This window comes from Streptomyces sp. NPDC007971 (assembly GCF_042958635.1).
Taxonomy (GTDB): Bacteria; Actinomycetota; Actinomycetes; order Streptomycetales; family Streptomycetaceae; genus Streptomyces.
In genome coordinates this window covers 403,733-417,745 of sequence record NZ_JBIBJK010000003.1, presented here as the reverse complement: position 1 = coordinate 417,745, position 14,013 = coordinate 403,733, and the positions used below count along the sequence as shown (strand labels likewise).

The following is a 14,013-nucleotide window of genomic DNA, read 5'->3' as shown; positions in this document are numbered from 1 at the left end:
TGCTTGGTCGTGTTCCTCACTGCTGCTCCCAGGAGCGGAACGCGCGCAGGTGATCGGGCGTGGCGACGACGTCCAGCCGCTCGTCGTCCGGGTCGGTGCCGCCGAGCGCCGCCACCAGGCGGCGGGCGGGTGCGTTGCGCGGGGTGCGCTCCGCGGTGAGCCGGACCTTGGCGCAGCCCAGTTCCTCGGCCCGGTCGGCGAGGTGGGCGAGCAGCCGTTCCTCGACGCCCCGGCCGAGGGCCCGGCAGCTCATCAGCCAGGCGAGGACGTCGAGCCGGTCGCCCTCGGCGCGGACCGCGAGCAGCGCGATCTGGCCGTAGTCGCCGAACCGGTCCCGGGCCGCGGCCGTCCACACCTCGCCCTGCTCGCGCCACCGGGCGAGGTCACCGCCGTCGGCGGACCGGGCGCGCAGGGTGAACTGGTTGGTGCGGCGCACGAGTTGCTCGCCTCGTTCGACGTCCTGCTCGTCCAGCTTCCTGAGGTCGACTGCGAGGTTCAGCCGGGCCAGGAACTCCTCGAAGCCGGCGCCCGCGCGGGCGGCGTCGCGCTCCTGTTCCTCGGCGTAGAACCGGGCCCGCAGGGAGTCCTCGGCGGTCGCCGCGGCCGGGACCAGGGGCCACAACCGGCCCAGGAACGGCTCCAGTTCGGCGGCGGGCGGGCAGGTCACGGACAGCACCTGCGGCAGCGCCGCACGCATCTTGGCGATCTCGGCCGGGTTGTCGTCCAGGAACAGGAAGCTGTCCAGGCCGAGGTTGAGGGTGCGGGCGGCCTCGTCGAGCCGGCCCGGCTTGGGCCCCCAGGCCGCGGACAGCACGCTGAAGTGCTCGGCCTTCAGCAGACTGTCGGGGCGGTCCAGGACGGCGCGGACCGTGGCCTCGTCGTTGTTGCTGACCAGCATGAGCAGGGCGCCCGCGTCCCGCCACCCGAGGAGCCTGCGGGCCAGCAGGGCGCGCGGACCGGTGAGGTCGACCGCCTCGGGGCCGGCCTCGCCCGCCACTCCTCCCCACAGGGTCTCGTCCCCGTCGACGGCGATCACCTTGGGCGCGGGGCGCCGCACCGCACGGACGGCCTCGGCCAGGCGCAGCGCGACCGCCGCCTGGAAGGCCGGAGTGAAGGGCAGATGGGCGAGGCGTTCGGTGCGCTCGTCGAAGCGGTCCTCGACGGGGTGGTGCCGGGTCCACTCGTCGGGGCCGAGCACCGCGATGCCGGGCAGTTCGGCGAGGTCTGCGGCGATCCGGCGCTCCCAGTCCAGGAAGCGTTCCCCGGCCCCGGCGGTGGGCAGGACGCCGACGACCAGCGGCCTGCGGGTGCGCTCGGCGAGGGACTTCAGCGCGGCCGGGTAGGCGGTGCGCAGTTCGGCGAGGACGGTGTCGTCCACCGGTCCGAAGCGCTCCAGGTCGGCGGCCCGCAGCAGGACGACGCCCACCGTGGTGTCCGGGGCGGCGAGGACGCCGGACGGATCCTGCAGGGCGGCGAGGACCTGGTGGTACGGCGCCTCGGTGACGCTCGCCCGGTCCTCCTCCAGGGCCGCCTCGCACATCAGGGGCAGGTTGCCGAGCGCGAAGGTGGCGGCGAGGGCGAGACGCGGTCCCCCGGCCGTGGCCTGCCGCGCCGGCGGCGGGGTGTCCCCCACGGTCCCGGTCGCGTCCTCGGCGGTCTCGGCGAGCAGGTGCAGGAACTCCCGGCCGAGTCCGGTCGCGGTGTCCGCGTCCAGGATGTCGAGGTTGTGGTCGAGGCGGACGGTGCCCGCGTCCGGAGTCATGGTGATCATCAGGTCGAGGTCGGTGTGGCCGACCCCGGCGGGCAGCACCTGGAGGTTCTGCAGCCGGCCGGAGAAGCGGACGTAGTTGAAGTACACCTCGACCAGGGGCGCGTTGCGGCGGTGCAGGCCCTGCCGGGCGAGGGTGGCCAGGACGTCGGAGAACATGGCGCCCTTGGCGAGGATCTGCTGCAGCCGCCCGTCGGTGCGGAGCAGCACGTCGGAGACCCGCTCGCCCGCCGCCGCCTGGGCGGGGAAGGGCACGGGGACGCCGAAGAAGCCCACCGCGCCGTGGGCGTCGGCGTGGATGCGGGTGTCCACGGGGACGGCGAGCACGAACCGCTCCCGCTCCCGCTTCCTGGCCAGCAGCACGGTGAGGGCGCCGAGGCAGAAGGCGGCGGGGGTGACGGCCAGGCTGCTCGCCGCCGCCGAGATGCGCTCCACGAGCCCGTCGGGAACGGTCACGGTGACGCTCCCGGCCCGGTAGGAACGGGTCTCGGGGCGGGGCCGGGCCAGGGTCAGGTCGAGCCGTTCACTGCCCTGGAAGGCCGCACGCCAGTCGTCGCCGGGGGTGTCGCCGCCGCCCTGCTGGGCCTCGATCAGCAGGTCGATGTCCCGGTTGGTGACGGTGCCGTCCAGCGGGGTGCCGGACAGTTCGGCGTCGATCTCCGCCGCCACCAGGAGCAGGGACTGCAGGTCGCTGACCGCGTGGTGGGCGCCGAAGAGCAGGATCTGGCCCTGCGGGCCGCCGTCGACGAGTTCGAAGCGCCACAGCGGCGCGGCGGCCAGGTCGAACGACGGCTCCAGGAGCAGGCGCAGGCGCTCGGCGGCGTCCAGGTCCACGCTGTCCAGGTCCACGGCGTCCAGGTCCACGGTGTCGGACCTGGCGTCGGTCCACCGCAGCAGCGGCGCGGGCAGCGCGCGGTCCACGCGCAGGAGTCGTCCGCCCTCGGCGCCGGTGACGACGGCGGTGCGCAGCGCCGCGTGCCGGGCGGCGAGCCGGGCGAGGATGCCGGTGAGGGTGTCCCGGGTGACCGGGGTGGTCAGCCGCACGGCCAGGCCGACGCCGTGGGCCGCGTCGGGCATGTCCGGCGGCGCGCTGCGCAGGAGTCGTACGACGTCCCGTGTCGCGGGGCGCAGTTCGGTCTCGGGCACGTCCTTCGCGACTGCGCCCTTCGCCCGCCCGGCCGGTGCGGCGCGCTCGGGTAGGGCCTCGCCCAGGGCGCGGGCGAGGCCGCGGATGTCGGCCGCGGAGAACACGTCGGCGGCCGGGAGTTCGACGCCCAGTTCGCGGGCGAAGGCGTTGCGCAGCCGGACCAGCATGAGCGAGTCCAGGCCGAGTTCCTTCAGGGCCGTGGTGGCGAACACGTCCACCGCACCGCCGGAGACCTCGCCGACGCGGGCCCGCACATAGGTTTCGAGCCATTCGGTGCGCTCCTGCGCGGTGGCGGCCGCGAACACCTTCTTCACGAGGTCGTCGCTGTGGGCACCGCCGGCCGGAACGGTCACCAGGTCGGCCAGGAGGGGGCGGCTGCGGGCCGCGTCCGGGTCCAGGGCGAGCAGGTCCCAGTCCAGGGCGATGGGGGCGAGCTGGCGGCGGGCGGTGCCCAGCACCCGCTCGAACAGCTCGCCGCCGTCCTGCGGGGAGAAGGCGACCAGGCCCGAGCGGCCGGTCTCGGCGGCCCGGGTGCCGGACTCGGCGACCATGCCGACGCCGGCCCAGGCGCCCCAGTCCAGGCTCAGGGCCGGCCGGCCGGTCCGGGAGAGGTGGTGCGCCCAGGCGTCGAGGAAGGCGTTCGCCGCCGAGTACGGGCTCTGTCCCGCCGAGCCGAGCAGCCCGGCCGCCGAGGCGAACAGGACCAGGTTCCGGGCCTCCGGGACCAGTTCGGTGAGCAGGGCGGTGCCGAGCACCTTGGGCGCGAGGACGCGCCGGACGCGCTCGTCGGTGAGGTTGGCCAGGGTGGCGTCGTCGAGCACACCGGCGGCGTGGACCACGGTGGCGACGGGACCGGCCGCACGGCGTACGGCGTCCAGGGCGGCGGCGAGTCCGGGGCGGTCGGCGACGTCGGCGCGGGCCAGGTGCACGGTGACCCCGCGCTGTTCGAGACCCCGGATCCAGGCGGTGGCGGCCGCGTCGGGCGTGCCGCGGCTCAGCAGCGCGAGGCGCCGGGCGCCCCGGCGCACCAGCCTTTCGGCGACGATCCGGCCGAGGCCGCCGAGGCCGCCGGTGATCAGGTGGACGCCGTCCGGCAGTTCGGCCCGGCCGCCGTCGTCGGGGCGGGTGCGGGCCAGCCGCGGGACGAGACGGCCGGCGTCGCGCAGGGCGACGAGGCGCTCCTCGTCGGCGTGCCACAGCTGCGTCCACAGCTCTTCGGTGCCGCCGTCGCCGGGCAGGTCGATCAGCGTGGTGGAAAGTTCCGGGTGCTCCTGGGCCACGGCGAGTCCGAAGCCCCAGGCGAGGGCCTGCTGCGGATGGGTCACCGCGGTGCTGTCGCCGGCGGCCTGGCTGCCTCGTACGACGACGAACAGGCGCGTCGCCCTGCCCTGCGGCCGCTCGCGGCCGGCGAGGGCGCGGACCAGGTGCAGGGTGGTCAGGCAGCACAGCCGGGCCGCCTCCTCGGCGCTGTGGCCGTCGCCGACCGGCGGGGCGTCGAGCGCGGACAGCTGGACCACCCGGGCGGGCGGCGCGTCCGTGAACGCGTCGTCGAGGAGCCGGGCCAGCTGGGCCGGGTCGGCCGGGTCGAGGACGTAGCGGCCGGGGCCCTCGGCGCGGTACGCGGTACCGCGGCGGGCGACGACGAGGGGTGCCGAGTCGCCGAGGCGGTCGGCCAGTTCGCCGGCGACCCCCGTCTCGTCGGCGAGGATGAGCCAGCTGCCCTCGGCGGGCTGTTCCTGCGCTGACGGGCGGGGCTGCCAGCGGGTCTCGAAGAGGGAACCGTCCAGCGGGGAGAGCGCGGCGAGCCGGAACTCGTCGGCCGCGAGGACCAGTTGCCCGTTCTCGTCCCACAGGCGCAGGTCGAGAAGGGCGGTGTCGCCGTCCACCGAGCGCAGGTCGCAGCTCACGAAGGCCGGCCGGGTGCGCAGACCGGTGAACCGGACGTGTCCGGCGCCGGCCGGCACGAAGGCCCTGCCGTCCGGTGCGTCGGCGGGCAGCGCCGCCGAGTGGAAGGAGGCGTCGAGCGTGGCGGGGTGCAGGAGGTGACCGGCGGCGGGCCGGGCGGCGAGGCGGGCGACCGCGCTCGTGCCGCCGTCCCGCCGACCCTCCTCAAGACCCCGGAAGGCGGGGCCGTAGTCGATGCCGAGGGCGGCGAGGCCGGCGTAGACGGCGGGCAGGTCGACGGGCTCGGTGCAGCGCTCGCGCAGCGCGGCGAGCGCCGGTCCCGCGTCCGGGCCGGCCCCCGGCGTGGTGGCGATGCGCCCGGTCACGTGCTGGTGCCACTGCCGCTCACCGGCCGGGGCGGAGGCGATCGTGAAGTCGCGCATGCCGTCCTGGTCGGGCCGCAGCACCAGTTGGAGCCGTACGGGCCCGCCGCCGTCCAGGCGCAGGGGCCGGACGAAGCGGACGTCGGCCAGGTGCACCTCGTCGGTGTCCGAGAGGGTGGCCGCGGCCTCCAGCGCCATGTCGAGGAATGCGGCGCCCGGCAGCCAGACCTCACCGGTGACCCGGTGGTCGGTCAGATAGGCGAAGCGGCTGTCGTTCAGGTCGATGTCGCTCTGGAAGAGGTCCCGGCCGGGTTCGTCGCTGGCCTGGACGTGGGTGCCGAGCAGGGGTGAGCCGGCCATGGGGCCGGCCTGGACGGGGGCGAGCCAGTGGCGTTCGCGGGCGAAGGCGTAGGTGGGCAGGTCGGCGCGGCGGTCCTGCGGGAACAGCGCCGTCCAGTCGGGCGTGTGCCCGGACGTGTACAGCTCTCCCAGCCGGCCGAGGAGGACGTCGTGGCCGTCCCGGCCGCGCTGCAGTGAGCCGATCCCGGCCGCGGGGATCTCGGCTTCGGCCGCGACCGCCTCGATCGCCGAGGTGAGCGAGGGGTGCGGGCTGAGTTCCACGAAGTGGCGGTAGCCGTCGTCCAGCATCCGGCGGATCGTCTCGGCGAAGCGGACCGGCTGCCGGAGGTTCGCGAACCAGTACGCGGCGTCCAGGCTCTCGCCGGAGACGGGCTCGGCCTGCACGGACGAGTAGAGCGGGGTTGCGGTGCGGGTGCCGCGGATGCCGGAGAGGCGGTCCAGGAGTTCGGCGCGGAGGGGTTCCATCAGCGGGGTGTGCGAGGCGAACGGTGTCGACAGGACGCGCGCGGGGATGCCGCGCTCCTCCAGGTCGCGGCGGAGCGCCCCGAGCGCGTCGGTCTCGCCGGAGACGGCGGTGGCTCCGGGGCTGTTGACGGCCCCGACGAAGAGCCGGCCGGCGTAGGGGGCGAGGAGGTCCTCGACGTCCGCGGGCGGCAGTTCCACGGCGAGCATGCCGCCGTGCCCGACGTGCGGGACCACCGCCGCGGCCCGCGCGGTGACGGCCGTCACGGCCTCGTCCAGGGTGAGGGCTCCCGCGCTGTAGGCGGCTGCGATCTCGCCGAGGCTGTGGCCGACGACCGCGTCCGGGGTGATGCCCAGTTCCCGCCAGGCTGCGGCCAGGGCCGCGTTGACGGCGAAGAGCACCGGCTGGAGGTATTCGGTGCGGTCGAGCGGGGAGAACTCCTCGGGTGCGCGCAGCACGTTGAGCACCGACCAGCCGACGTGCCGTTCGACGGCCGCGTCGATCCGGGTCAGCTCCGTGCGGAAGGCCTCGCTCTGGGCCAGCAGTCCCAGGCCCATGCCGGTCCACTGGCCGCCGTGCCCGGCGAACACGAAGGCCACCTTGCCGCTCTCGCCCTCGCGGGGTGCGGGCAGCGGCTTGCGTCCGCCGCCCACCGCCCTGAGGGAGGAGAGCAGTTCGTCCCTCTCGCCCGCGACGACCGCGGTGCGCCACTCGAAGTGGCTGCGGTGGCGGGCCAGGGCGTGGGCGACGTCGGGGAGCGCGGTGCCGGCGGTGACGTGCCGGGCGAGCCGGGCTGCCTGGCCGCGCAGTCCGGCCTCGCTGCGTCCGGAGAGCACGAACAGCCGCTTGCCGTCCGGGAGTTCCGCGTCCTGCGCGGGCCTGGCCGGGGCCTCCTCGACGACGACGTGGGCGTTGGTCCCGCTGATGCCGAAGGCGCTGACACCGGCGCGCCGTACCCGCCCTGCCGTCACCGGCCAGGCCACCGGCTCCTGGAGCAGCCGCAGCCCGCTGTTCTCCCATGCGACGTGGCGGCTCGGTGTGCCGGCGTGCAGGGTGCGCGGCAGGGTCTGGTGGCGCAGCGACTGTACGACCTTGATCAGTCCGGCGACGCCGGAGGCGGCCTGCACATGCCCGATGTTGGACTTCAGCGAGCCCAGGTGGAGCGGCCGGTCCTCGGGACGGGAGTCCGCGAAGACTGCAGCCAGGGCGCCCGCCTCGATCGGGTCGCCGAGGGTGGTCCCGGTGCCGTGCGCCTCGATGTGGTCGATGTCGGCGGGCGCGAGCCCGGACAGCTCCAGCGCGCGGCGGATCACGTCCTCCTGGGCCGGGCCGTTGGGCGCGGACAGGCCCTGGCTGCGGCCGTCCTGGTTGACGGCGGTGCCGCGCAGCACGGCCAGCACCTCGTCGCCGTCCCGCTCGGCGTCGCCGAGCCGCTTGAGGACGAGCATGCCCGCACCCTCGGCCCAGATCGCGCCGTCGGCGTCGTCGGAGAAGGAGCGGCAGCGGCCGGTCGGCGAGAGGCCGCGCAGGCGGCTGAACTCCACGAAGGTCTGGGGTGTCACCATCAGGGTCACCCCGCCGGCCAGGGCGAGGTCGCACTCCCCCAGGCGCAGCGCCTGGGCGGCCAGATGGGTCGCGACCAGGGAGGACGAACAGGCCGTGTCGACCGTCAGCGCCGGTCCCTGCAGGCCGAGTGCGTAGGCCAGGCGTCCGGAGGCGACGCTGAGCGCCGAGCCGGTGCCGACGTAGCCGTCGAGCTGGTCGAGCCGGGAGCCCGCCAGGTAGTCACTGCCGAACATGCCGACGTAGACGCCGGTGGTGCTGCCCGCGAGGCGTGCGGGCACGATTCCGGCGCGCTCCAGCGCCTCCCAGGACGTCTCCAGGAGCAGCCGCTGCTGCGGGTCCATGGCGGCGGCCTCCTTCGGGGTGATGCCGAAGAAGCCCGCGTCGAAGGACTCGATGTCGTCCAGGAAGCCGCCCTCGCGGGCGTACGTCTTGCCGAGGGCGTCCGGGTCGGGGTCGTACAGCGCGTCCACGTCCCAGCGATCGGCGGGGAACGGCCCGACCGCGTCCCGGCCTTCGGACACCAGCTGCCACAGGCCGTCCGGGTCGGTCACCCGGCCGGGCAGCCGGCAGGCCATGGCCACGATGGCGATCGGCTCGTCGGTGGCGGCCTTCCGGACGCGCTGCTGCTGGGCGGGGGCGGGGCGTGCGGCGCGGCCGAGGACGTGGCCGAGGAGGTACTCGGCGAGGCGGTCCGCGGTGGGGTGGTCGAACAGGAGGGTGGCGGGCAGGCGGGTGCCGAGCCGGGCGCCGATGCGGTTGCGCAGTTCGACGGCGGTGACGGAGTCCATGCCGAGGTCGCGCAGCGGCTGGTCCGGGCGCACGGACTCGGCCGAGCGCAGTCCGAGGGCGCGCGAGGTCTCGTCGCGGACGAGGGCCAGGACGCGCTCGGCCCGCTCGGCCCCGGGCAGCCGGGCCAGCCGGTCGGCGAGCGCCTCGCCGGTGGGCCCGTCGGTGGGCGGCGCGGGCAGCAGCGAGCGCCACAGGGCGGTGCCCGCGGCGTCAGACGTGCGCAGCCGGGGCAGGTCGAGGGCCCAGGCGACCAGGTGCGGTGAGCCGTGCCGCACGGTCAGTTCCACGAGGTCGCGGCCCTGGTCGGGGGTGAGGGCGCGGTGGCCGAGCCGGGCCATGCGGTCCAGGTCCGCGTGGGCGGCGGCGAGGCCCTCGCCGGCCCAGGCGCCGAAGGAGACCGAGGCGCCGGGCAGGCCCAGGGAGCGCCGGTGATGGGCCAGTTGGTCGAGGAAGACGTTGGCGGCCGCGTAGTTGCCCTGGCCGGCGTTGCCGACCACGCCGGCGGCCGACGACACGAGCAGGAAAAGGTCCAGCGGAGTCCGGGCGGTGAGCCTGTGCAGATGGGCGGCCCCGTCGACCTTGGGCCGCAGCACCCGCGCCAGCCGCTCGGGCGTCAGCTCGGCGACCACCCCGTCGTCAAGGATTCCGGCGCAGTGCACGACACCCCCCAGGGGCAGCTCCTCCCCCACACGGGCGAGCACCGCGGCGACGGCGGCCGGGTCGGTCACGTCGCAGGCGACGACCTCGGTCTCGGTGCCGAGCGCGGTCAGCTCGGCGACCGTCTCGGCCGCGCGCGGGTCGTCGGCACCCTTGCGGGCCGTCAGCACGAGCCGGGGAACACCGCGTCGGGCGAGAACGCCCGCGATGTTCCGGCCGACGGCTCCGAGGCCCCCGGTGATCAGGACGGTTCCTTCGGTGGGGACGTGGCCGGTCCTGCGCGGCTCGTCCCGGTTCTCCGCCTCCGGGCCGCGCGCGGCGTTCGCGGGCCGTGCGCGCACCAGTCGTGGCGCGAACAACTTCCCTTCCCTCAGGGCGAGTTCTGGTTCGTCCGCGAGGGTGACGGCTGTCCGGAGAGCCGGTACGGGGCCGCCGTCGTCGAGGTCGAGGTCGAGCAGCATGAGCCCGAGGTCCGGGTGCTCGGCGCGGGCACTGCGCGCGAGCCCCCACAGCACCGACTGCGCGTACCCCGGGACCGGGTCGCCGTCGGCGGCCGCGACCGCGCCGCGTGTCACCCAGACGGTCCGCGCGGGCGCCTGCTCCGCGGGGAGCGCGATGAGGGCCTGCAGTTCGGCGAGGCCGGCGGCTGCCAGGTCGTGGGCCACGGCTTCCGGCTGCGCGTCGGCTGCCGGGCGTGGCCAGAAACGTACGACGACGTCGGTGCCCTGCTCACGGCGGTCCGGGCCGTGAGGGGCTGCCGCGGTCTGCGGGGCGGCCGGGCTGCGCAGGGCGGCCTCGGTCCGCCGGTCGGCCGGCTCGCCCACGACGGTCCAGGCGAGGTCCGGCGCCGCGGCGGCCGGATGCCCGGTCACCGACCGGTCTTCGGTCACCGACGGATCCTCGGTCACCGACCGTTCCCCGGTGCCGGCCGGATGCTCGGTGACGGCCGTCCAGGCCACTTCGTACAGGTGCCGGGCGTTCTCCGAGCCGGCGTCCAGGTCGGCCGGGTCGGCGGCGCGCAGCCGTACCGCCTCCAGCCGCCCGGCGGCCAGGCCGTCGGCGTCCCACAGGGTGACGTCCAGGGTGAGGTCCGTGGCCGAGCCGCCGGTGCGGCGCACGTGCGCGGTCAGGTCGCCCGTACCGCTCCGGGGCAGGACGCAGCGGCCCACGGCGACGGGGAGCAGGGCGCGTCCGTCGGCCGTGCCGAGGGCGGCGGTCACTTGGAGTGCGGCGTCCAGCAGGGCCGGGTGCAGCGGGTAGGGGTCGGCGACGTCACGGGCGGCGGCCGGCAGGGACAGGCGGGCGAGCAGTTCTCCGTCGCCCGTCGTGACGGCCGACCGTACGCCCCGGAAGGCGGGCCCGTAGCCGAGTCCGAGAGCGGCGAGACGGTCGTACGTCTGCCCGCTCCAGGCCTCTTCGGTGGTGTCGGGCCAGACCGGGGGGCCGCCCACTGCGGGCGGGGACGGCTCGGCCGCCGAGGCGGTGGCGTGCAGGGTCCAGCCGATGCCGTGCGCGCCACGCGGGCGGCTGTGGACCGTGATCTCGGGGGCGGGCCCGGCGGTGACGACCTCGACGGAGACCTCGACCGTGCCGGAGGCGGGCAGGACGAGGGGGCTGAGCAGCAGGAGGCCGGTGACGTCGGCCGGACGGTCCGGGCGGGCCACGGCGAGTGCGGCACGGCACAGCTCCATCACCGTGGTGCCGGAGACCACGGTCCGGCCGAACACGGTGTGGTCGGGCAGCCAGTCGGCCGTGGCCTGCGACCACTCGTTACGGAAGGTCCAGCGGGACTCGTCGGCGGACTGGAGCTGGATGCCGAGCAACGGGTGCGCGCAGCGTTCGAAGAGGGCGGGGCCGCCGGCCGCGGTCTCCGGTTCGGTCCAGTGCCGCTGCGCGTCCCAGGCGTAGGTCGGCAGCTCGGCAGGGTCTGCGGCGGGGACCAGCCGGCGCCAGTCGATCCGCCGTCCGCGGACGTGGAGTTCGGCCGCGGCCCTGTCCAGACAGGCGGGACCGTGCTCGTCCCGGCGCAGCGAGCCGACGGCGGTGAGGTCGTGCCCGGTGTCCTCGCCGATGGTGCGCAGCGCGGTGAGCAGGGCCGGGTGGGGGCTCAGCTCCACGAAGTGGCGGTAGCCGTCGGCGAGCATGCGCTCGACGGTGGGCGCGAAGCGGACGGTGTCGCGGAGGTTGGTGTACCAGTAGTCCGCCTCCAGTTCCCCGGTGACCGGCTCGGCGGTGACCGTGGAGTACCAGGCGATGTCCGTCGGGTACGTGGTGATGCCGTCGAGTTCGTCGAGGATCGCGGCGCGGACCGGTTCGACCCGGTCGCTGTGGGAGGCGTAGTCGACGTCGAGACGGCGGACGAACACCTGGCGCGCTTCCAGGTCGGCGAGCAGGGCCGCGAGCGGTTCGACGGCACCGGCGACGACGGTCGCCCGGCCGCTGTTGACGGCGGCGACGCAGACGGCGCCGTCGAGACCGTCCAGTGCCGCCCGCACCTCGGTGTCGGGCAGCGCGATCAGGGCCATGGTGCCGGTGCCGGACAGACCGGTCAGGGCCTGGCTGCGCAGGGCGACCACGGCGGCGGCGTCGTTGAGGCTGAGCGCGCCGGCCACACAGGCCGCGGCGACCTCGCCCTGGCTGTGCCCGATCACGGCGTCGGGGCGGACACCCCGGGCCCGCCACACGGCGGCCAGCGACACCATCACGGCGAACAGGGCGGGCTGGACGACGTCCACGCGGTCCGGGGACGGGGCACCCGCGTCCCCGCGCAGCACGGCCGCCACGGACCACTCGGTGAAGGGGCGCAGGGCGGCGTCGCAGCGGTCCAGTTCGTCGGCGAAGACCGGGTCGTCGTCGAGCAGGTCGCAGGCCATCCGGGCCCACTGGCTGCCCTGGCCGGGGAAGACGAAGGCCAGCTTTCCGGTGGGGGCGTGCCGGTCGGGGCCCGCGGTGAGGTCCGGATCGGGATGTCCGTCGGCGAGGGCCCGCAGGGCGTCGAGGAGCCGGGTGCGGTCGGGCGCCTGGACGACGGCCCGGTGGTCGAAGTGGGTACGCCGGTGGGCGAGGGTCGCGGCGACCGCGGGCAGCGCCGTCTCCGGGTGCGTCTCAAGGGCGTCGGCGAGCCGGGCGGCCTGGCCCCGGAGGGAGGGGAGGCTGCGGGCGGAGAGGGGGAAGAGCGCGGGGGCGGGGAGGGCTACGGGAGCAAGCAACTCTCCGGCCGCGGGCTGTCCTTCGGAGGCGGGCTGCTCTTCGGAGACAAGCCGCTCGTCAGAGACAGGCCGCACCTCGGGCGCGAGCCGCTCGGCGGGCACAGACCGCTCGGCGGGCGCCGTGGCGGGCACGGGGTGCGGTGCCGGCTCGGAGCCGGCACCGGATCCGGCCGGTGCCTCCTCCAGGACCACGTGGGCGTTGGTCCCGCTGATCCCGAACGCGCTGACCCCGGCCCGGCGCACCCGGTCCCGGCCGCGCGGCCAGGCCTGTCCGGCACTCTGCACGTGCAGGCCGCTGCCGGTCCAGTCGATGTGGTCGGTCAGGCGCTCGGCGTGCAGGGACGCCGGGATGTGTTCGTGGCCGAGAGCGAGGACGGTCTTGATGACGCCGGCGATGCCCGCGGCCGCCTGGGTGTGGCCGATGCGGGACTTCACGGAGCCGATGCCGAGCGGCCGGCCGGCGGGCCGGTCCGGCCCGAACACATCGGCCAGCGCCCGCAGTTCGATGGGGTCGCCGAGCGGGGTGCCGGTGCCGTGGGCCTCGACGTGGTCCAGGTCGTCCGGGGCGAGCCCGGCCGCGTCGAGGGCGGCGCGCAGCACCCGTTCCTGGGCCCGGCCGTTGGGGGCGCTCAGGCCCTGGCTGCGGCCGTCCTGGTTGATCGCCGAACCCTTGACGACGGCCAGGATCCGGTCGCCGTCGCGGCGCGCGTCCGCCAGCCGCTTGAGCAGGACGAGACCGCAGCCCTCGGCCCATACGACACCGTCCGCGTCGGCGGAGAAGGGGCTGCACCGCCCGGACGGGGACAGCCCGCGCAGCCTGCTGAACTCGACGTGCCCGCGCGGGGTGACCAGCAGCGTGGCCCCGCCGGCCAGGGCGAGATCGCACTCGCCGGCCGCCAGGGCGCGCGCCGCCAGGTGCAGGGCGACCAGCGAGGAGGAGCAGGCGGTGTCCACGGTCACCGCGGGCCCCTGCAGGCCGAGGGTGTAGGCGATGCGCCCGGAGGCCACGCTGGACGCCGAGCCGGTGCCCACGTGTCCGTCGAGCTGGGCGAGCGAGGCGGCGGCCAGGTAGCCGCTGTCGTACAGGCCGAGGTAGACGCCGGTGGAGCTGCCGTTCAGGGACTCCGGGAGGATCCCGGCGTGTTCGAGGGTCTCCCAGGTGGTCTGCAGGAGCAGCCGCTGCTGGGGGTCCATGGCGGCGGCCTCGCGCGGGGAGATGCCGAAGAAGGCGGCGTCGAAGCGGTCGATACCGCCGTCGAGGAAGCCGCCGCGCAGGGTGTAGGCGGTGCCGGTGGCCTCGGGATCGGGGTCGTACAGGCCGTTCGTGTCCCAACGGCCCGCCGGGACCTCGCGGATGACGTCCTCGTCGGCGCTCAGCAGCCGCCACAGGGCCTCGGGGTCGTCGGCTCCGCCGGGGAGGCGGCAGGCCATGGAGATGATCGCCACGTCGTCGCCGGGACCGGTCCGGTCCGCTGCCGGGCTCGGTGCCGGTGCCTGGGCGGGAGGCTGCGCGAAGACGGCGTCCGCGACCGCGGCGATGGTGGGGTGGTTGAAGACGAGGGACGGCTCCAGGGGGCGGCCGGTGAGGGCGGCCAGCTCTGCGGCCAGCGTCACCAACTGGCGTGATCCCAGGCCGAATTCGGCCAGCGGCCGGTCCGGGTCGAGGTGCGACTGGTCGGTCCCGGCCGCCTCGGCGACCGCCGACGCCAGCCAGGCCCTGACGCCCTCGGAGGTCGTCAGGGACGGCTCGGGGGTGTGCTGGGGGGACTCGTTCGCAGGCATCTGGG

General features: G+C 75.8%; 1 protein-coding gene. It reads right to left on the bottom strand.

What is annotated here, in order from left to right:
* Positions 1-16 precede the first annotated feature (16 nt).
* Positions 17-14,008, bottom strand: a complete 13,992-nt coding sequence (locus tag ACFZCP_RS08655; RefSeq protein ID WP_391425318.1) for an SDR family NAD(P)-dependent oxidoreductase — start codon at positions 14,006-14,008, stop codon at positions 17-19.
* Positions 14,009-14,013: the final 5 nt, after the last annotated feature.

Bases quoted from the DNA above. Each gene is read 5' to 3' on its own strand.
- ACFZCP_RS08655 (WP_391425318.1), bottom strand. From the start codon at position 14,008: ATGCCTGCGAACGAGTCCCCCCAGCACACCCCCGAGCCGTCCCTGACG.